Below are 20,622 nucleotides of genomic sequence, written 5' to 3' on the forward strand. Positions count from 1 at the left end.
TCACTCCTCATTTATATATTTATTATATTTAGAGTTTCTCGAAATTGAGATATTTTTAGAAAAATAAAGCGTCTAATGAATAATGACCTGCTCCTATTAAAGCAATTCCGATAGCAATTGCAAGGATGGTTAAATTATATTCATAACCATTGGAAGTTGACCATAATCCATTTGGACCATGCACTTTCACAATAGCCATTACCATGGTTCCTGCAATGATGATTCCAGCAAGTGGAGTTAATAATCCTAAGGCAAACAAGATTCCCCCAATTAATTCGGCTAATCCTGCTAAAAGAGCCATCGTTACTCCTGGTTTAATGCCGATAGATTCAAACCAACCGCCGGTTCCTTTTACCCCATATCCACCAAACCAGCCAAATAATTTTTGTGCACCATGACCAATAAATAAAATACCAATTACCAAACGAATGATTAATAAACCAATATTTATCATTATTAAACCCTCCAATATAATTATTTATCTCGAATTCGAGATATTAGTTAAAAAATTTTTATCTATTAGCTTTTATTTTTTATCCAACCAATAACTTGACTTACTCACCTCCTGAATTTTATCTCGAAATTAATTATCTTGAATATGAGATAATAATAATACTTTTAAACATGAGTGTCAATAACATTTTTCATTTTGCTCAATTTAAACAAAGAACACGGGAATCCATTAGAAATCCCGTGTATACATAGGCAATTAAATTATTTCCTCATAAATGCTTCAATTTCTTCAACAGAACGGAAAATGTCCTTTGACAGCACTTCGTGACCCTCTTCAGTTACTAGCACATTATCTTCAATCCGGATTCCAATCTCTTCTTCTTCGATATATATTCCCGGCTCAACCGTTAACACCATACCGGGTTTTAAGATTAAATCCTTATAATCACCAACATCATGTGTGTCTAAACCAAGGAAATGGCTGACACCGTGGTAATAATAGTTGGAAAGTTCGCTTTCATCCTGAATCAAACCGACTTTAAGGCACTCTTCAGCAAGCACTTTTTTTGTATGGGCATTTAGTTTCGCGTGGGGAACACCTGGTTTAATTAACGCTGTGGTTTCTCTTAATGCTTTTAAAACAATGTTGTAAAAAGTTTTTTGCTTATCCGTAAATATACCGTTCACTGGGAATGTATAGCTAATATCCCCGTTGTAATAATCATATTGTGCACCTAAATCAAGCAGGACAAGGCTTCCTTCTTCAACAGTTGCATGATTTTTTTCATAATGAAGAATTGTGCCATTTTTCCCGCTGGCAACAATGGTTGGAAAGGCATAATCCCGCACCCCTTCCGACTTAAGGGTAAAATCAAAATAGGCTTCTAGCTGATATTCTTTCAAATCAGCTTTGGCATTACTCATTAAATTTTTGATTCCATTCCAAGTAACATCAATGGCCTTTTTAATTTTTTCAATCTCTTCAGGGGTTTTGTAAACACGCAATAAACAAATATCTGAATAGACATTCTTTATTTGCTGATAGGGATAATTCACTTGGATTTTCTGGGCAAATTGTTGTGCTTTTGTTGTAATTTGATCCAGCTCTCTTCTTTCCATGTCCAAATAAATAGTTGAAAGTGTGTTTGTTAAGAGTGTCCGGGTTAAAAAGGATTCAAATTGTTCGGTATATTGTACATTTGTTATTCCCGAGACTTGTTCAGCTTCTTCTTTGGAAATGGATTTCCCAATCCATTTTTCCCAGACAGGGTCAGATTTTTCGATAAAAAGATATTCTTGAATGTGATCGCCCGTTTTATGGGCTAGAAAAATAATATTAGGCTCGTCAATAGCTGTTAAATAAAGAAAATTTCGGTTGGGCACAAACTTATAAGATTCATCAGCCGATTTTTGCGGGGCTTTCCCGGCAAACAAAACAAGCAGGGTATTGTCTTCAAGTTTTTCATATAACTGACTGCGATTTTGTACGTAAAAATCTTTGTTCATTCTACTCCCTCATTTCAAATCGTTATGTACACAATTTAAATATACTATACGATGAAAAATTTCATACTTTTTTCTATGCAACACTGCTACTATTAAGTTTTAATGAATGAAAAGGGTTTTAAAGGAGAAATTTATGATGGAAAAAACAGCAATCGTAACGGGTGCCTCAACCGGTTTTGGTATGTTATCAGTTATCGAACTTGCCTTAAACGGTTTTTCGGTAATGGCGACAATGAGAGATTTAAATAAAGCAGAGGCATTATTGACCATGGCGAAAGAAAAAAGTGTGGCAGATTTCATTCGTGTCAAGGAGCTTGATGTTACTTCAAGTGAATCGATTGATAAATTCAAAAATGTGCTTTTTGCACTATCGTCTGTTGATGTGTTGGTAAACAATGCAGGGGTTGCGGTAGGAGGTTTTAGTGAAGAACTTTCACTTGAAGACTACCGAAAGCAATTTGAAACCAATTTTTTTGGGGTGATTGCAGTGACGAATGCGGTTCTTCCTTTTATGAGGGCAAATGGTCGAGGGAGAATTATCAATATAAGCAGCATAAGCGGAAGATTTGGGTTCCCTGGGTTATCTGCCTATTCTGCCTCAAAGCATGCGCTTGAAGGATATAGCGAAAGTCTAAGGTTAGAGCTTAAACCATTCAAGATTGATGTATCCTTAATTGAGCCAGGATCCTATCAAACCAATATTTGGACAAGTGTGGATGCTCTGGCAGTCAATCCTGATTCCCCTTATGCTTCCTATATGAAAAGTATCTTAAAAGAAATTGAAAGTGGAAAAGAGGACTATGGAAACCCGATTGAAGTAGCAAAGCTGGTTGCACAGGTTGCTTCGCAGCCGAAGTCACCTAAACTTCGATATCTTATCGGGAAAAGTGTAAAGTCGAATTTATTTTTGAAAAGTATTCTTCCGTGGGAAAATCTTGAAGCATTTATTATTAAAAAGCTATCGGATAAACACCATTTAAAATAGTTTTATAGTGAAAATCTTATTATAGTTACTTTTTCAAAAATATTGGTTATAATAAAAGTATAAAGATGCATAAACTAAAAAAGACCAAGCATGCGGAGAACATGCCTGATCAAGCAATAGTTGGTCCCTCAGGAGGGGTCGGCTATCAGGGAAAATAATCCACCAGAGCCGCTAACTCAAGGGTGGATTATTTTTTTTGGTTAAATGACAGTATAGCTACGATTAAACCAGCAAATGCGATCATAATCGAGAGTGTTTCAAAAACTGTCATTCAGCATCACCCCCTTTCTATCGGGAGTGTGCCGACCACCCTTAAGAAATCCTATTCTATTGCTCTTTCATTATATCATTTTATCCAATAAAGAAGAACATGCATTCTGTAATAAATGAGCAAGAAATTCGAAGTGAAATTTCGATTTTACATTTTTATATTATAGAAACATAATACTGATATTTGTTTAGGTCCTCTACTTGATCTTTTTATTACTATCATTAATAATAATTAATTTGCTAAAATCCTTTCCGGATGTGTATACACATTCAATGAATCATTCCGGATAAATCCAATCGTAGTAATGCCCAGATCCTCCGCCAACTGAAGAGCAAGTTCCGTTGGGGCAGATTTCGACAAGATGACTTCGCAGCCAATTTTTGCGACTTTAAGCAAGATTTCCGAAGAGATCCGGCCGCTGAAAACGATAATTTTATCGGCAACGGAAATATTATTTTTCAAACAATATCCATAAATTTTATCAAGCGCATTATGTCTGCCAATGTCCGTCCGGCTAATAACAATGCCGTTCGCACCACATAATGCTGCGTTATGGACACCGCCTGTTTCCTGAAAAATAACTGCTGAATTATCTAACTCCTCAATAAAACGAAAACAATCATGAACAGTAACGCTTACATTATAATGATCACCCATTTTCTTCGCTGTCATCGCATCATTCACGAAAACAAATCCCTGCCGGCTGTTTCCGCAGCAGGAAGTAATAAAGCGTTTCCCTTGGAGCCTTTGATAATAAGGATTCGTCTTTGAAGTTTGGATATGGGCAATGCCATCCTTTTCCTGAATCCAGATGTCCTCAATATCTTCATATTGGCGAATCACCCCTTCGGATGCCAAAAAACCAACCACCATATCCTCGATGTACTCCGGAGTACAGACAAGTGTTACAAATTCTTCCCCATTAATTTTTACCGTTACTGGAAATTCCGTTACAATGTTATCTGAAACCTGAGTGAAACGGCCATTCTTAAACTGGAGAATCTCCCGTTGATTTTTAACTAGACTCATCACTCTCCCCCCTATAAAGATATGTTTTTATCAAACACAAAAACGGAAACGGCAATGTCTTCTTTGACCTTTATATCCGAAAAAAGATGGACTAAATTTGCGCCAACTACTTCCTCAAGACCCTCTGGCGGATTATCAGAATAAACCTTCTGAATCATTTTTGTTCTCGCCATATGGACCATTTCGATTCCATCTGATGATTGACAAATAAATTTTTCCGTCGGCGTCAAGTTCCCATAAAGCGTTGAAATCGCCATGTTTTCCGTGAATACGGTATGAATTCTTTCCGGTCCTTTTCCAAACAAATCCTTTCGAAGCTTGCGAATAATATCGTTAAATTCATGAATGACTTTTGACATTTTCTAATCCCCCGGTGCTTCCAAACATTTATTAAAATATTAAATGATTCGTTTTTAAAAATAAAGAGAAACTTCTTGTGGGAAAAATAGAATATTGCGATTTTTAATGATAAACACTATAATTAAAGTATTATGATGGACTTGATATATTGAGTGTATGGAGTTTATCTTTTTTATTAAAAAATTGGATTGGTCTAATTGCATGGATTGCTATTAAACTACTCCACCATGTAAACATCATGTCTGTTCACACTAGGCATATGTATTCGTGGTGGAGTTTTTATTTTCTTAACAAGGAGGTAAAACCATAATGACCGACAAAATGGTTACCGTCAAAATAAACAACCAAAGCTATACAGCAAAACAAGGTTCAACGATTCTTGAAATCATCAATCAAAATGAAATCTCCCATCCGCAAGTTTGCTATGTTCCGGAAGTTGATCCTATTCAAACCTGTGATACCTGTATCGTCGATGTCGATGGCATACTTGTCCGTTCCTGTTCGACTCAAATTACAAATGGAATGGATATTTCACTTTCTTCCCCTCGAGCGAAGATTGCGCAAACAGAGGCAATGGATCGTTTATTAGAAAACCACCTACTGTACTGCACCGTCTGTGATAACAATAATGGAAATTGTAAATTACATAACACCGTTGAACTAATGGAAATCGAGCACCAAAAATACCCATACACACCGAAAACGGATACAAATGCAGTTGATATGTCACACCCATTCTACCGCTATGATCCAAATCAATGTATTGCCTGTGGTCAATGTGTCGAGGTATGCCAAAACCTCCAAGTAAATGAAACCCTTTCAATCGATTGGGAGGCAGAACGTCCTCGTGTTCTTTGGGATAATGGCGCCAATATTAATGACTCATCATGCGTTGGTTGTGGACAATGCGTCACGATTTGTCCGTGTAACGCTTTAATAGAAAAATCAATGCTGGGTGAAGCCGGGTTTATAACCGGAATGAACAAAGGCTTGCTCACATCCATGATTGATTTAGTTAAAGAAGTGGAACCTGGATACTCCAGTATTATGGCAGTCTCGGAAGCAGAAGCGGCCATGCGCGATACGCGGACAAAAAAGACAAAAACAGTTTGTACGTTTTGCGGCGTTGGCTGTTCGTTTGAAGTTTGGACAAAAGACCGGAAAATTCTTAAAATCCAGCCTTCACATGATGCCCCTGTTAACGCCATATCTACTTGTATTAAAGGAAAATTCGGCTGGGATTTCGTTAATAGCAATGAAAGGATTACAAAACCATTAATTCGCAAAAATGGCGAATTCGTTGAATCCACCTGGGAAGAAGCGCTCAATTTAGTGGCAAGCAAGCTTGGAGCGATTCAAGCAGAACATGGTCCTGGTTCGATTGGTTTTGTCTCCTCTTCCAAAATCACAAACGAAGAAAATTATTTAATGCAAAAGCTGGCGCGACAGGTATTTGAAACGAACAACGTCGATAACTGCTCACGATATTGCCAGTCCCCGGCGACAGATGGGTTATTCCGGACCGTCGGCATGGGCGGCGATGCCGGTACGATTAAGGATATCGCAAAGGCTGGACTAGTTATCATTATTGGTGCTAATCCTGCAGAAGGCCATCCGGTCTTGGCAACACGTGTTAAGCGGGCTCACAAGCTTCACGGCCAAAAATTAATCGTAGCCGACCTGCGGAAAAACGAAATGGCAGAGCGTTCCGATATTTTTATCAGCCCAAAACAAGGGACAGACCAAGTATGGCTAATGTCTGTAACGAAATACCTGATTGACCAAGGCTGGCATGACCAGAATTTTATCGATGAAAACGTAAATTTCTTTGATGATTTCAAAACAGTCCTTGATAAATATACACTGGAATATGCAGAAAAAATCACCGGAATTTCGCAAGAAACGCTAATTCAAGTTGCGGAAATGATTCGTGACGCAGATGGTACTTGTATTCTTTGGGGCATGGGCGTCACACAAAACAAAGGCGGTTCCGACACATCTGCGGCGATTTCAAACTTGCTTCTTGCAACAGGTAACTATCGCCGTCCTGGTGCCGGTGCCTATCCTCTTCGCGGTCATAACAATGTTCAAGGAGCCTGTGACATGGGAACATTGCCTGGCTGGCTTCCAGGATATCAGCATGTGACCGACGATGCAGCACGGGAAAAATTTGAAAAAGCATATGGTGTGATGATTGACGGATTACCCGGTCTTGACAGCATCGAAATGCTAAAAGCCGTTAAAAGAGGAACAATGAAAGCCATGTACTTGGTAGGCGAAGATATGGCGCTTGTCGATGCCAACGCGAATCATGTTCACGATGCCTTATCGGGCCTTGATTTCTTTGTTGTTCAGGATCTATTTTTCTCAAGAACTGCTCAATATGCGGACGTAATATTGCCAGCTGCTCCATCGCTTGAAAAAGATGGAACTTTTACGAATACCGAACGGCGTGTTCAGCGTTTGTATCAAGCGTTGCCGACGCTTGGAGAATCAAAGCCGGATTGGTGGATTATTCAAGAAATCGCCAATCGTTTCGGAGCTGGCTGGAACTTTAGCCACCCTAGTGAAATTTTTGCCGAAATGGCTAGTCTCTCTCCTCTTTTCAGTCAGGCTACTTATGAAAAACTGCAAGGCTGGAACAGCTTCCTATGGGGCAGCCATAAAGGTGTTAGCACGCCACTGCTTTATGTGGACGGTTTTAATTTTCCAGATAAAAAGGCTCGGTTCTCGCTATCCGATTGGGTTTTACCTGAAGAATTCCCGGATGAATATGATTTGCACATTAACAACGGCCGGATGCTCGAGCATTTCCATGAAGGGAATTTAACGAATAAATCAACTGGGATTCAGGCAAAAGTCCCGCAAATTTTTGTTGAAGTATCACCGGAGCTTGCGAAAGAAAGAGGTGTGCAAGACGGGTCCATCGTCCGGCTTGTCTCACCATTCGGTGCCTTAAAATTACCGGCCCTTGTCACGGAGCGGGTAAAAGCAAATGAACTGTACTTGCCAATGAATTCAACAGAAAAGGATTCAGCAATTAACTTTTTAATTGGTACGACAACCGATTTGCGGACCAATACACCTGCATATAAACAAATGAAGGTACGGATGGAACTAGTGAACGCAGCTGGAAAAAATCCGCTGCCAAAAACGAATCCGCGAAATAAACAGCGGCATCCACAAAATGGAGTCGAGGTACAAAGAAAATGGAATCGTCAGGGGTATGTTCATTTGACAGATTAACGAGGAGGCGGTTATGATGGCCCAGCCAATTACAATGATAAAAAAAGAGATTCCTGCAAAAGAAGAAATAGTTAGTAAAAAAATCGCGAATTTACAATCACAATTGGCAGAAAAAGAGGAAGCGTTAAATACACTCATGAATTTAGTTGGGGAACTCCATGAGAATGGAATCCTAGATTCTGCAACTGCCATGCTCCAAGCAAAGGAAAAAATCGCTGAAATCGCTATGAATCAGGTGAACCGGGAGCCAGTGACAAATTTTATCAATAACTTTATGAGTGCTTCCTCGGCCTTTACCGATTTTAAACCAGAACAAACAAAAAAGCTGGTAAGCTGTGTGGCTGCGGGGATGCATGAGGGAACGGAGTTTGTCAAAAGTAATAAAAAAGTCGGAGTGTTTGATTTAATGAAGGCTCTGAATGATCCAGATATCAATCGTGCGGTTGGATTTGGGATTCACTTTTTAAAAGGTATGGGAAAGGGCTTAAAAGAAGAGTAAAATAAAAGGCTATGTGTTTAAACAAAAAACTTGCAGCATCCGTCCAACGTACGTATGGCTGCAAGTTTTTTGATTTAGAAACAATTAATTTTTTAATGTAAAACTTATATTTCTTTTTACTTTCAAGGTGATCATTCCGAGACAAATAACCATTGATACAAAAATGATGACCCCGACGATTTCAAAATTCAGTTCAGCCCATGGGAAGAAAAACGTAAAGGCTTCATAAAAGGAAACTCCATAGGCAAGAGCGACAATAATCCATCCCATTACTCTAGAAGCGGACTGTCCCAACCGATTGGATTGACGGACCATCCGGAATGCAACGAATGAATCAATTGTATCGGTTACCATCATGCCAACCATAAATACAATTCCAAGTATAAAAGGCATATATTTTCCTGAATTTCCGGCAGCAATTGCCCACATAGATGTTTGGCTTACCGTATCTGCAGCCATTGCAAAAAGCCCACCTATTAGAATAACGATAAATGGATTCGTCGTTTCTTTTGCAGCACGTGGGAGGAACTTCCCTTTTATTCCACTAACCTGGTAATTTTTTTCGGATCCCACATTAGTTTTTAATAGATTATAAATATTTAATGTACCAATACTAAAAAGTGATACAATCGAAATCCAGGTCACAAGTGTATCTACATAATCGGGAATTTTAAAATCCTTGATAAATACCCCTAGAATAATAGCAACACTAGTTACCACCAATCCATGCCCAAAAGAAAATAATGTCCCTACCCAGCGGGAAATCGGACTATTCATACGCAAATTAAAGCGTGTCAAACCATCTATGCAGGCCAGGTGGTCGGCATCCAATCCGTGCCGGAGGCCCAAAACAAATATTAGTAGAATTAACGAGATTGTTTCCATTCATAATCTCCTTATCTTCATTATATATGTAACAATAGAAAGGTAAATAAGGATTCTTGACAATTTCAAAGATTTCCCCTTTTACTTCCAAAATAATCTCGTTTAGATTTGGAAGATTTTCATCCAGTAAAATTCCCATTACCGTTCCACTATGGGCGACAACAACCCCGCCGTGATAGTATTGAGCCAATTTTTCAAATTCACGAAAAAAAGGTTTGGGCAATAGTTTTTGATTCACACGTGCACTCAGCGTTGCTGCCTTACAAATGGATGATAAATTCTTGTCATTGAAACCCTTCCGTACCCATTCATATGCTTCTGCAAAAAATTCTCGATCGTGCTGATTATATTGTTTTTCAAATTGATTAAATCGAATGGTATCTACGCCCCCTCCTAGATCTATCCCAATCAATATGAATGGAGGCAGCGTCCCGAAGGTTTCAAGCATTTCACCATGAATATAGTCGAAAGCCACTACTTCATCGTACATCACCCCATCGGTTGGTTCGAGTTTCACTGCTATTGCAGAGATTATTTCTTTCGTAATAGGAAATGAGTAACTATCTGCAACGGCTTTCATTGCCGCGACAATATCAGCGGAACTGCTTGCCATTCCTTTACCTGCTGGAATATTGGAACGAATGTCAATATGACCTCCGCCTGGCAACCCAAACTGTTGAGTCAACAATTTTCCTGCTTTCAAAGCCTTAATTTTTGAATCCATCACTGTCATTTCAGAAGAGGTTGGATTTGGGATAAAAACAGCATCACTTTTCAAATGCGGGATGGGCAGAGTGATTAAAAATGGCCGTTCCTCAATGATTCCCTGTACGAGTTCTCCGAATGTTCCGTTGCAACATCCCTTGCCCAATCGCATTTAGAAAGCTCCTATATTCACATCGAGTTTTTCTTCCCGTTCCTGAAACCATTTTATTTTTTCCCGCACTCCAACAACTTCACCAACTAAAACTATTGCTGGATGGGTTATAGCAGCTTTTAAAGTAAGCTCTTCTATATTGTTTAAGGTTCCAGTAATCGTCTTCTGCTGTGCCGTGGTGCCCCATTGAATAATAGCTGCCGGTGTAAAAGGGCTTTTACCATGTTCGATTAATTTGGTACATATATGGTTTAAATTCCCAACACCCATATAAAAGGCAATCGTATCGATTCCCTGTGCAAGTGCCGACCAATTCAAATGGTCTTCTTCCTTCTCAGCCCGGCCGTGGCCAGTAACGATCGCGAACGAAGATGCATAATCGCGATGGGTAACAGGAATCCCAGCATAAGCAGGAGCAGCAATTCCGGACGTAATCCCTGGAACAATTTCATATGGAATCCCGTGGGTGGCCAAAACTTCTGCCTCTTCCCCGACACGGCCAAATATACAAGGGTCTCCCCCTTTTAATCTGGTTACTGTCTTTCCATTGGATGCTTTTTCAATCAGAAGCTCATGAATTTGCTCTTGTATAATTTGATGCTTTCCTGGCACCTTTCCGCAAAAAATAAGCTCTGAATCATCTTTGGCATATTGCAGCAGGTCCTCATTCACTAAGCGATCGAATAAAATAACATCCGATTTTTGGATGCACTCCATCCCATAAACAGTAATGAGCTTCGGGTCTCCCGGTCCTGCTCCGACAAGGTACACTTTTCCATTTGACATGTCCTATCTCCTCATTATTCTTTTGAAATTCCTGCACAAGTAAAAGTGGCCATTTCTTTCAGCATCAAAGCAGCCGATTGTAAAATCGGAAATGCTACCGCCGCACCGCTTCCTTCACCTAAACGTAAATCGAGATCAAGAAGAGGCTTCTTCCCAAGTAACTGAAGGGCTTTTTGGTGCCCTGGTTCAACCGATCTATGCCCTGCAATTATATAATCACTGGTTGTATTGCAAATCTCCTTTGCCAGCAGGGCTGAAATGGTACAAATAAACCCGTCTAAAAGAATCGGAATCCGATTTGCAGCTGCAGCTAACATAGCGCCAGTCATTCCTGCAATTTCCAATCCGCCCACCTTTGCCAAGACTTCGATGGGATCATTTCCGTCAGGTTTTCTTTCATTTAATGCTTGTTCAATCACCTGTTGCTTATGGAGGATCTTTTCTGGAGCTATTCCAGTCCCCCTTCCAACAAGTCCACCGACATCTTGCCCGCTTAATACAGCTAAAATCGCACTGCTTGGGGTTGTATTGCCAATGCCCATTTCACCAAGAATTAAACATTTGCATCCTTGTTGAATCATGTTTTCAGCTCTTTCAAAACCAACCGCAATTGCTTTTTCTGCCTCTTCTCTTGTCATCGCATCCTGTTTGCAAAAATTGGCTGTGCCATACCGTACTTTCCTTTTGACTACATCTTCTGCCTCAATATCGGCTGCAACTCCAATATCCACCACTTCAAAGGCCGCACCAATTTGGTTACTAAAGACATTGATGGCCGCACCTCTATTTAAAAAATTCATGACCATTTGAACGGTAACTTCCTGCGGAAAAGCGGATACCCCTTCTTCTACCACACCATGATCCGCCGCAAACACAATAACACCTGGCGGAGAAACAGCAGGAAATGGGTCAGAGGTTATTTCTGCCAATTGAACTGCTAATTCTTCTAATCTTCCTAAACTTCCCGGAGGTTTTGTTAAGGTATCAATATACTCCCGGACCTTTTGACCCATTTCTTGATCTAACGGCTGAATTTTAGATATCGTGTCATTCATTTTCGTATCCTCCTGTTTTGAAACTCTTTACATTTCTTAATCCAGTTTTCCACCAGGCCAGGACATGATCCAAAATGGAAATGAGTATAGCCGGCGATTAAATTCCCGTGCATATACCCCTCCTGTTTGAAGCCGCGCATTGCCTTTGTTTGATAGGCATGCTGAATTTCCGTGTTGGGATGAAAGGTAGAATAATGAAACTCATGCCCCCTCGCTGTCAAATTCCCTTCCAACAAATAATTTCCGTCTTCCGGTGTAATTTCACGATACCCTAATGCAGCCAGCCTCGATTGCATTTTTACCTTCCCTGGGATGATCCCGACCATTTCATAATTTTTTTCATCCGTTGTTTCAATAGATTCTGTTAAATACATAAAACCGCCGCATTCAGCCAAGGTTGGTGTGCCATTTTCAATCGCGATTCGAATGGAACGTTTAACTTCCGTTTTTTCTTGAAGAACGGCTGCAAACTCCTCTGGAAATCCACCGCCGATATATAAACCGTCTACATTTTCCGGAATAGTTTCCCCTTTTAAAGGTGAAAATTCTAAAAGCTCTGCCCCAAATGCCTCTAACAATTCAAGGTTTTCCTGATAATAAAAATTAAACGCCGCATCTCTGGCAACAGCGATTCGTACCTTATTCTTTTCCCGTCTCTTAAACTGAGATTCTTTTACTTCCAATTGTGAAGCTTTCGCCACTTCATAAAGGAAGTCCACATCGATGGTTTCAAGAACCAAGTCGCCAAGTTGATTAAAAAAGGAATCTAGTTCACCCCGTTCCACAGATGGAATTAAACCAAGATGCCTTTCAGGTATGGCAAGATCCGAATCCTTTTGCAAATATCCAAGGACCGGTATGCCGCATTCTTGTTCGATAGCTGTTTTGACAAGTTGAAAATGACCTTCACTGCCAACCCGATTGGCAATCACACCAACGATATTAGCTTCTTCTAAAAATACCTGAAATCCCTTTACAATCGCGGCTGCACTTCGGGCCATGCTGGAGCAATTGACAACCAACACCACTGGACTATCGGTAATGATACTGATTTCTGCAGTCGAACCGCTATTATTCATTGGGTTTTTACCATCGAAGAACCCCATTACACCCTCAATAATGGAAATATCCGCCCCGTTGCTTGCCCGGATCACAATCTCCTTGACCATTTCATGGTCCAGCATCCAGCTGTCAATATTTCTGGAAACTCTCCCCGTAACCGCCGTATGATAAGTAGGATCAATATAATCGGGGCCGCATTTAAACCCCTGAACGGTATAACCCTTTTTCTTCAATGCTGACATTAACCCAATCGTTAAGGTTGTTTTTCCAACCCCGCTGCCTGTACCGGCTATGACAAGTCTACGCTCTGACATACAATCCCCTCCCAAAAATAATCAATATGGAATGATGGCAACTGAAATTGTCACATTTCCAGATTTCTTTTTGACCAGTTCCAATATTTCTGCACCACTGTATAATTTGGCAGCTGGTTCACTCACACCATATGCACCTGTATAGTTAAAAACCGTTTCTGATGGCAATTCCATTTTAACTGAATTAAGTGCTTTGGGTGTAAAATATATGAACTCCCATTTGTTTTTATTTGCGACCTCAAGTAATCCAGCTTCATCTTTTTTTATATCAATGGTGCAAAGGGCTTTAACACTTTTTTTTGAAAACTGTAATTCCTCCAGAGTCTCATCAATAACCGTTTCAATTTCCTTAGAAGAAGTTCCCCGGTTACAGCCCATTCCAAGAACTATCACCTTTGGGCGATATAACACTCCATTATGTAAAATCACATTTTCTTCTTCCGAAAGCTTTCGATGGGTAATGACCAGCGATGCGTCCGGTTTCGCTTCCAGTGCTTTCGGAATTGAATCATAGACCTTAATATTTTCCGGAATGGAAGGTCCATAATGCCACCATTCTATTTCTCCTGACTCTTGTACGACCGCAATTTGTTCTTCATTCACTACTGCAGCACTCACAGGTGTAAGCTTTTCGGCCGAGTCCCATATCCAGCCAAAGCGTTTTCCAAACAAATCAACCGGAATGGTTCCCTGTACATCGGACGCTGTGGTAATGATTGGCCGTGCCTTTAACGCTGCAGCTACTTCTTTTGTTAATTCATTGGCTCCGCCAATATGTCCTGATAGGACGCTAATCACATGTTCCCCTTTATCGTCAATCACAACGACACCAGGATCGGTTTTCTTATCCTTTAATAACGGTGCAATCATGCGGACAACCGCACCAAGCGAAATGATAATGATCAGACCCTTGTAGGATTCGAAAAGGGATGGCAGCAGCAGGCGGACACTTCCGGTAAACAATTGAATGTTTTTCGCCGCTTCATCGCCTTTTTCAAATTTACTCATGTAGTATACATCAGCATTTTGAAACGAATGGCCAAGCTTTCGTGCAAGTTCGACTCCGTGTTTGGTAATGGCAACAATGGCATAATCACCATGCTGCTCAATCACAGCTTTATGTTCTTCCTGGAGCTCAATCATTAAGCTTCCACCCCCCGGCGGAATCCGTGCGTAAAGGTTTTATCGTATAATTTCGACCGGTAATTATGGTCATGGATGTTTTCATCAAGAGCCCATCCTGCTAAAATCATCGCCTGTTTTCGAATCCCGTTTACCCTCATATCCTCATCTAAACGTTCCAATGTAGTACGGACAATTTTTTCATCCGGCCAAGATGCTTTATAGACGACAGCAACCGGAGTATCTTTGCTCCAACCAGCCTCCGTTAATTCTTTTACCAGCTTTTTCGTTAAGGTCGCACTTAAGTAAAGCGCAATCGTACAATGGTGTTTTGCCAAATCTGCTAGCTTTTCACGTTCTGGTACAGGCGTTCTGCCTTCTGCCCTTGTTAAAATAACGGTTTGCGTCAAATCAGGTATCGTCAATTCAGCCTGTGCCGCTGCTGCTGCTGCAAACACGGAGCTGACACCTGGAACAATCTCCACGCCAATTCCTTTCTTTTTCAATAGAACCATCTGTTCCATTATTGCACCATATACAGCTGGGTCACCTGTGTGAACACGAACAACCTTTTTCCCTTGCTGAATTCGGCTCACCATGATGTCAACCATTTCCTCTAAATGCATCCCTGCCGTCTTCATCACTTCTGCAGAAGGTTTCACTTTGGCGATTAATTCTTCATTGACAAGTGAATCAGCATATAAAACAACATCTGCTTCCTGCAGGTGCTGAAGGCCTTTTACCGTGATTAAATCCGGGTCTCCGGGGCCTGCCCCAATGATGTATAACTTCATTTTCTCACCACCATTAACGTTAAGTATTCAAGCTCTGCACCATCAAGCTCATCAGCCCGCCAAATGATCTCTTCATTCGATGTTACTTTCGTAACAACTGAGGCTTTGTGAAGCAAGTCCAATTCACGCAAAACTTCGAGCATTAAATCAATTACTTTTGCGACTTTAATAAAAATGACACAATCATTGTCTTCGATTACTTTTTTCATTTTTTCATAGTCATCCCGTGCCGGAACGATGGCCACATGATCATCTCCGTCTGCTAAAGGAATTCCCAACCTCGAAGCAGCTCCGTTTATCGAAGATATCCCTGGGACAACTTCGATTGGAACTTCCGGATGAGTCTCTTGCATTAACCGCATCATATGAATAAAGGTACTGTATAAAAGGGGATCTCCTTCCGTTACAAAAGCCACATCTTTGCCTTCCTGCAGCTTTTCCCACACATTTTCTACGGTTTCACTCCATTTTCTTTCCAATGTTGCCGCATCTTTTGTCATTGGAAACACTAGCCCCAGCATTTCTTTTTCATTAGGCTGAAAATAAACATCGATGATTCGATGGGCATAGCTTTTGCTGCCCTTTTGTTTCTTTGGATATGCGATAACCGGTGATTCCTTTAATTTTCTAAATGCCTTCACGGTGATTAACTCCGGGTCCCCAGGGCCAACTCCTAAACCGTATAATGTACCTAGCATTTTTATTCCCCTTCCTGGCGCCATGCTTCAATAATATAAATAGGATTTAAGGCATCGAATCTAGTAAGATTCAAGATTGGCTTACTTCTTGAAATTTGTGCAAGCGTAATCGATGTATCAAAACCCCGCTCTTTAAATGCCGTCATCGCTTCTGATAGATTTTCAATGGTCACGGCATTCAGGACGATACGTCCTCCTTCTCGCAAGCGGCCGCAGCAAATATCAAGGATTTCTCCCATACCACCTGCCGTTCCCCCAATAAAGACCGCATCTGGATCTGGGAACGCGTCCAATCCTTCTGGGGCCTTCCCATGGATGAGCGTCGCATCGACACGAAACTTAACTAGATTTTGTTTGCAGTTTTCCAAATCTCCCTCATTCTTCTCAATCGCAAAGATTTGTCCTTCACGGGCGATTTTCGCTGCTTCAATCGCAACCGAACCCGTACAAGTACCAATATCCCAAACGATACTGTCTTCTTTTAAACGAAGGGAACTGATGCTTAAAGTCCGAATCTCTTTTTTGGTGATTAAGCCTTTATCGGGCTTTCGCTGAAAAAACTCTTCATCGTTGATACCGATGGACCACCGTGTTGTATTGTCTGTTTTCCTTAAAACCACGACATTTAGCGGTGAAAACTCGGCATCCTTCATTTCCTCAAGGATGAACCAACGGCATCTTTCGTTTTCGCCACCCAGGTTCTCACCAACAAACACCTGATATTCAGTCATCCCAAAGGAGAGCATATACTCAGCGATTTTGTTCGGTGAATTTTCCACATCGGTTAAAATGGCTACTTTTTCTTTCCCGTCAATCCGCTGGGCAAGCCCTTTCATACTTCTTCCATGTACACTCGTAAAATATGCGTCCTGCCATCTTTCTCCCATCTTGGCAAAAGCAAGCTGAACAGAGCTTAAATGTGGATATATTTCCAAATCGATTTTAGAAGATAAGTAGCCGCCAATTCCATAAAACAATGGATCACCAGATGCCAGAATGACAACTTTTTTCGACTCCGTTTTCAATCGGTCTACCAGGGAAGAAAGACCGCCCTCAATCACGATTTTTTCTCCCTCGTATTCTGGAAAAAATGAAAGTTGACGCTTTCCCCCTATTAAAATATCACTTTCTTCAATCCACTTTTCGTACATTGGGAGCAGGGTTAATTTCCCTTCATCCCCAATGCCAATCATTTTAATTGATGCAATCATGTACTTCCGCCTTTCCTAAAAACTCCCCCTTCATGGTATATAAGGAGGTGTCTACTGCGAAATCGCCGTCCACTTCCTTTTGAGCGGCAAGACAGCAATTAAGACTCAGCTGTTCAAAAAATGAAAAATAGCCATGTGCTGCCATCATGTCCCCTACCTGAGAAGCGGTATTTGCCTGTTTAATTTCCTCAACAAGAGCAGAATCAGCGCCAGCGCTATTGGCCACTTTTGCTAAAAATTCAAAATTGACTGGAGCACTTTTCGAATGGACCATCATCGTCCCCATCGCAACCTTTGAAAATTTCCCCATCATTCCGACCATTGAAACTCTTTTTACACCCTGCTTTTTGCACTGTTTAAGTGTAAAACCAACAAAGTCCCCCATCTCAACAAAGGCTTCCTCGGGAAGTTCCGGAAATTGTTTGATGGCACATTTTTCACTTCGTCCTCCAGTGGTAATGACAAGATGCTCACACCCGCTTGCGCGTGCCACACTGATCGCCTGAATAATACTCGCTTTATAGGCTGCTGTTGAAAAGGGAACGACTATTCCGCGGGTACCCAGAATAGAAATTCCTCCAATAATCCCCAAGCGGCCGTTCAGCGTTTTTTTAGCCATTTCTTCGCCGTCTGGGACTGAAATCACGATTTTAACCCCTTTTTTAATGCCAAACTCATTTAAAACCCCTTCTGCAGTCTCACGAATCATTTTTCGAGGAACGGGGTTAATGGCTGCCTCGCCAACAGGAACCGGCAATCCTACCTTCGTTACCCGGCCAACCCCCACTCCTCCATCAAGTATGATACCTGTTTCCTCATACCAGGAAACCGTTGAAATGATTAATGCTCCGTGGGTTGCATCAGGATCATCTCCCGCGTCCTTAATAATACTTGCACTGGCCATTTGCCCAGTAACCTCACAGCTTTCGATTTGAAAGGTAGCAAACCTTTTTACTGGCAAATAAATGGTGGACTCAGATTGCTGTTCCCCTGTAATTAATGCCGTAAGTGCCGCCTTTGTCGCTGCTGTTGCACACGCCCCGGTCGTATAGCCTTCGCGGAGCTTTCCTTTTGGTACTTCCTGCATGTTCTACACCCGGTCTGCAAGAATGGAAATCGCATTTAGGGCTGCAACGGTCACGGTACTGCCGCCCTTTCGGCCAATATTTGTGATAAACGGGATGTCGAGCTTAGCTAATTCTTCTTTCGATTCGGCTGCTGACACAAAACCGACCGGCAGACCGATGACAAGATCTGGTTTCGCTTCCCCTTCTTTGATGAGGCGGATGAGTTCAAGTAACGCAGTCGGGGCATTCCCAATTGCATAGATACCGCCGTCCGTTTCTTTAATCGCTTTTCTCATTGAGATAATTGCTCTTGTTGTATTTAAGCGTTTGGCCTCTTGTACGACATCCGGATCGGAAATATAAACTTTAATTTCTCCCCCGTATTTTTCAATTCTTGCTTTATTTGCCCCGCTTTGAATCATTTGAACATCTGCAACGACTTTTTTTCCACTCCGGATTGCCCGTATTCCCGCTTGAATAGCATCAGGGTGAAAAAGTACACTTTTTCCCAATTCAAAGTCAGCGGATGCATGAATGATCCGCTGAACAATCGGATATTGCTCAGCACTATAGGAATGCTCCCCAATTTCTTCAGTAATCATCTCAAAACTTCTTCCTTCAATTTGCTCTGGCTGAATCGTTAACGGTTTAAATTCGGTACGAAAATCCATTTCCTTCACTCCTTCGTTAAAATGTATGTTCTAGTTTCAATTGGCCATTTGTGGAACAACTGTTTTATGTAATTCCTGTACTACATCGAAAAAATTCGAATATACCTTTCCGTAATTAATTTTTGGACGACCGATCATGATAACCTCAATCCCAAGTTCCTTTGCGGCTTCGACCTTTTCATCGACCGAACCGACCTTTCCACTCTCCTTGGTAATCATTAAGGATACGCCGAATTGATTATAAAGCGCTTGGTCAAACTTCTTAGTAAATGGTCCTTGAATGGCGACAATATTTTTTTGCGGCAGACCGAGTTGTTCGCATTTTTCCATATTATCAACGCGTGGCAGCATTCGAGCGATTAGCCGGATGTCCGGGTTTCCTAATAGTTTTTCCGTAAAAATCTGGAGTGTTTTGCTTCCTGTGGTCAGCATTACCACACCTTTTCTGGCTGCAGCGATGTCAGCTGCTTCCTCGTAACTTTCTACCACTTTCATCTTTTCATAATGAAAGGTTTGGGACTCACGCTCGTACCGAATATAGGGAACACCCGCTTTTTTGGCAGCACATATGGCATTTTTCGATGCCTCTTCCGCAAAAGGATGACTGGCGTCGACAACCGCTTGGATCCCCTTTGTTTCAATCAACCTCACCATTTCGTCATAAGTTAATCTTCCTGCTTGAACAGGGATTCCCGATTCCTTCAATTCTTTTGCAGCATTCTCAGTTACAACGGTAGCAAGAAGACTATAGCCCTCTTTCATGATTTCTAAAGCCAGTGCCCGCGCATCGCTTGTTCCAGCTAATTCTAAAATCATCTTCGTTCCCCTGCCTTTTGCCCTTCGAGTTCATGATCGTGATGATGGTGGTCATGTCCATGATGTTCATGGTCATGGTCATGATGATGGTGATGATGAACATGTTCCATTGCATCCAAGCGGTATTGGCAAGTATCACAGTTCATTTTGACTTCACCTTGGAATGCTTCCTCGACACGTTCCACGAGGATGGTTTGCAATTTGGGATGATATCCGAAATAGCCGCCCAATTTAAATTCAACATCTGGATACTGCTGCTGGAATAGCACCATCATCTCTTCTAATCGTTTGATTAAAATCCCGGTGAACAAAAAGTAAGGCAGGATTATCACTTTCTTAGCACCAAGCTTTATGCACCGCTCTATTCCTTCATTCACAAGAGGATTAGTTACTCCCATGAAAGCTGGTTCTAAGATTGGATAGTTCGTTTTTTCCCACAATAATCTGGCAATCTTATATAAATCACTATTCGCATCTGGGTCGCTACCGCCACGTCCTAACAAGAGGACAGCCGTATCGGGGCCTGGATTTTCGAGGTTCTCCTCAATTTCTATTAATCTTGTTTTTAAAATTTCAAAGGTTTCCTCATGAACACCAATTGGCCGTCCATAGGTAAACTGTACTTCGGGATATTTTTTCTTTGCCTCATCGATGGCAGCTGGAATATGGATTTTTGAATGTCCCGCTTGCAAAAGCATAATCGGAATGACTACGATATGGTCGGCCCCTTTTTCTATACATACATCAATACCCTGGTTTACAGTTGGTTTTTCAAATTCTAAAAAGCACGTCTGAACCAGTATAGAGTCGTCCCAATTTTTTCTCATCGCTTCAATGAATTGACGAACTTGATCATTTCCTTCGCGATCTTTACTACCATGACCTATAAAAAGAATTGCTTTCAAAATGTTTCCT

21 protein-coding genes are annotated in these 20,622 nt (G+C 41.2%); 3 read left to right on the forward strand and 18 right to left on the reverse strand.

What is annotated here, in order from left to right; translation table 11 throughout:
- Window positions 1-55: 55 nt before the first annotated feature.
- Window positions 56-454, reverse strand: a complete 399-nt coding sequence (locus BIV60_RS24530) for a DoxX family protein (RefSeq protein WP_071358325.1) — start codon at window positions 452-454, stop codon at window positions 56-58.
- A gap of 260 nt (window positions 455-714) precedes the next feature.
- A complete protein-coding gene (locus tag BIV60_RS24535) occupies window positions 715-1,959 on the reverse strand; it encodes an aminopeptidase P family protein (RefSeq protein WP_071358326.1) in 1,245 nt (414 codons plus the stop codon).
- Window positions 1,960-2,092: 133 nt separating this feature from the next.
- Between BIV60_RS24535 and BIV60_RS24540 the strand changes: the two genes are divergently transcribed.
- Window positions 2,093-2,944: an SDR family oxidoreductase gene (locus BIV60_RS24540; protein ID WP_071358327.1), complete on the forward strand. Its 852-nt coding sequence runs from the start codon at window positions 2,093-2,095 to the stop codon at window positions 2,942-2,944.
- 187 nt (window positions 2,945-3,131) lie between these two features.
- Here the strand turns inward: BIV60_RS24540 and BIV60_RS31085 are convergent, their stop codons facing one another.
- The 3 genes from BIV60_RS31085 to BIV60_RS24550 all read right to left on the reverse strand — a co-directional run bounded on the left by BIV60_RS31085 (window position 3,132) and on the right by BIV60_RS24550 (window position 4,603).
- Complete coding sequence (locus BIV60_RS31085) at window positions 3,132-3,215, reverse strand: putative holin-like toxin (RefSeq protein WP_371261591.1); 84 nt, start codon at window positions 3,213-3,215, stop codon at window positions 3,132-3,134.
- A 231-nt stretch (window positions 3,216-3,446) separates the two neighbouring features.
- Window positions 3,447-4,244: a formate dehydrogenase accessory sulfurtransferase FdhD gene (fdhD, locus tag BIV60_RS24545; RefSeq protein WP_071358328.1), complete on the reverse strand. Its 798-nt coding sequence runs from the start codon at window positions 4,242-4,244 to the stop codon at window positions 3,447-3,449.
- An 11-nt stretch (window positions 4,245-4,255) separates the two neighbouring features.
- Window positions 4,256-4,603, reverse strand: a complete 348-nt coding sequence (locus BIV60_RS24550) for a Na-translocating system protein MpsC family protein (RefSeq protein WP_071358329.1) — start codon at window positions 4,601-4,603, stop codon at window positions 4,256-4,258.
- A 310-nt stretch (window positions 4,604-4,913) separates the two neighbouring features.
- Here BIV60_RS24550 and fdhF point away from each other — a divergent pair, with 310 nt between their 5' ends.
- Both fdhF and BIV60_RS24560 read left to right on the forward strand, forming a co-directional pair.
- Window positions 4,914-7,850, forward strand: a complete 2,937-nt coding sequence (gene fdhF / locus BIV60_RS24555; RefSeq protein ID WP_071358330.1) for a formate dehydrogenase subunit alpha — start codon at window positions 4,914-4,916, stop codon at window positions 7,848-7,850.
- 16 nt (window positions 7,851-7,866) lie between these two features.
- Complete coding sequence (locus BIV60_RS24560; RefSeq protein ID WP_071358331.1) at window positions 7,867-8,349, forward strand: helical membrane plugin domain-containing protein; 483 nt, start codon at window positions 7,867-7,869, stop codon at window positions 8,347-8,349.
- A gap of 84 nt (window positions 8,350-8,433) precedes the next feature.
- On the opposite strand, the gene BIV60_RS24565 is transcribed toward BIV60_RS24560, so the two are convergent.
- Genes BIV60_RS24565 through BIV60_RS24625 form a run of 13 tightly spaced genes read right to left on the reverse strand, consistent with a single transcriptional unit; the run spans window position 8,434 to window position 20,612 of the window.
- Window positions 8,434-9,234 carry a HoxN/HupN/NixA family nickel/cobalt transporter gene (locus tag BIV60_RS24565; RefSeq protein WP_071358332.1) on the reverse strand — a complete coding sequence of 267 codons (801 nt, stop codon included), beginning with the start codon at window positions 9,232-9,234 and terminating at the stop codon, window positions 8,434-8,436.
- A complete protein-coding gene (locus tag BIV60_RS24570; RefSeq protein WP_071358333.1) occupies window positions 9,134-10,111 on the reverse strand; it encodes a GHMP family kinase ATP-binding protein in 978 nt (325 codons plus the stop codon). Before BIV60_RS24570 ends, BIV60_RS24565 begins: the two co-directional genes overlap by 101 nt.
- Window positions 10,112-10,897 carry a uroporphyrinogen-III C-methyltransferase gene (cobA, locus tag BIV60_RS24575; protein ID WP_071358334.1) on the reverse strand — a complete coding sequence of 262 codons (786 nt, stop codon included), beginning with the start codon at window positions 10,895-10,897 and terminating at the stop codon, window positions 10,112-10,114.
- 14 nt (window positions 10,898-10,911) lie between these two features.
- Window positions 10,912-11,952, reverse strand: coding sequence for a nicotinate-nucleotide--dimethylbenzimidazole phosphoribosyltransferase (gene cobT / locus BIV60_RS24580; RefSeq protein ID WP_071358335.1), 1,041 nt, complete (start codon window positions 11,950-11,952; stop codon window positions 10,912-10,914).
- Window positions 11,949-13,328, reverse strand: a complete 1,380-nt coding sequence (locus BIV60_RS24585; RefSeq protein ID WP_071358336.1) for a cobyrinic acid a,c-diamide synthase CobB — start codon at window positions 13,326-13,328, stop codon at window positions 11,949-11,951. The genes cobT and BIV60_RS24585 overlap by 4 nt, the downstream gene beginning before the upstream one ends.
- A 21-nt stretch (window positions 13,329-13,349) precedes the next feature.
- Window positions 13,350-14,471 carry a cobalt-precorrin 5A hydrolase gene (locus BIV60_RS24590; protein ID WP_071358337.1) on the reverse strand — a complete coding sequence of 374 codons (1,122 nt, stop codon included), beginning with the start codon at window positions 14,469-14,471 and terminating at the stop codon, window positions 13,350-13,352.
- Entirely contained in the window at window positions 14,471-15,244 is a 774-nt protein-coding gene (gene cobM / locus BIV60_RS24595) for a precorrin-4 C(11)-methyltransferase (protein WP_071358338.1), read from the reverse strand. Before cobM ends, BIV60_RS24590 begins: the two co-directional genes overlap by 1 nt.
- Window positions 15,241-15,942: a precorrin-2 C(20)-methyltransferase gene (gene cobI / locus BIV60_RS24600; RefSeq protein ID WP_071358339.1), complete on the reverse strand. Its 702-nt coding sequence runs from the start codon at window positions 15,940-15,942 to the stop codon at window positions 15,241-15,243. Before cobI ends, cobM begins: the two co-directional genes overlap by 4 nt.
- Window positions 15,943-15,944: 2 nt before the next feature.
- Window positions 15,945-17,153, reverse strand: coding sequence for a bifunctional cobalt-precorrin-7 (C(5))-methyltransferase/cobalt-precorrin-6B (C(15))-methyltransferase (locus tag BIV60_RS24605; protein WP_071358340.1), 1,209 nt, complete (start codon window positions 17,151-17,153; stop codon window positions 15,945-15,947).
- On the reverse strand, window positions 17,137-18,240 hold the full coding sequence (locus BIV60_RS24610; RefSeq protein WP_071358341.1) for a cobalt-precorrin-5B (C(1))-methyltransferase: 1,104 nt from the start codon (window positions 18,238-18,240) through the stop codon (window positions 17,137-17,139). The genes BIV60_RS24605 and BIV60_RS24610 overlap by 17 nt, the downstream gene beginning before the upstream one ends.
- Window positions 18,241-18,243: 3 nt before the next feature.
- Window positions 18,244-18,891 carry a precorrin-8X methylmutase gene (locus tag BIV60_RS24615; protein ID WP_071358342.1) on the reverse strand — a complete coding sequence of 216 codons (648 nt, stop codon included), beginning with the start codon at window positions 18,889-18,891 and terminating at the stop codon, window positions 18,244-18,246.
- Window positions 18,892-18,927: 36 nt separating this feature from the next.
- On the reverse strand, window positions 18,928-19,707 hold the full coding sequence (gene cobK, locus BIV60_RS24620; RefSeq protein WP_071358343.1) for a precorrin-6A reductase: 780 nt from the start codon (window positions 19,705-19,707) through the stop codon (window positions 18,928-18,930).
- Entirely contained in the window at window positions 19,704-20,612 is a 909-nt protein-coding gene (locus BIV60_RS24625; protein ID WP_071358344.1) for a sirohydrochlorin chelatase, read from the reverse strand. Before BIV60_RS24625 ends, cobK begins: the two co-directional genes overlap by 4 nt.
- Window positions 20,613-20,622: the final 10 nt, after the last annotated feature.

The organism is Bacillus sp. MUM 116 (assembly GCF_001866655.1).
Taxonomy (GTDB): Bacteria; Bacillota; Bacilli; order Bacillales; family Cytobacillaceae; genus Neobacillus.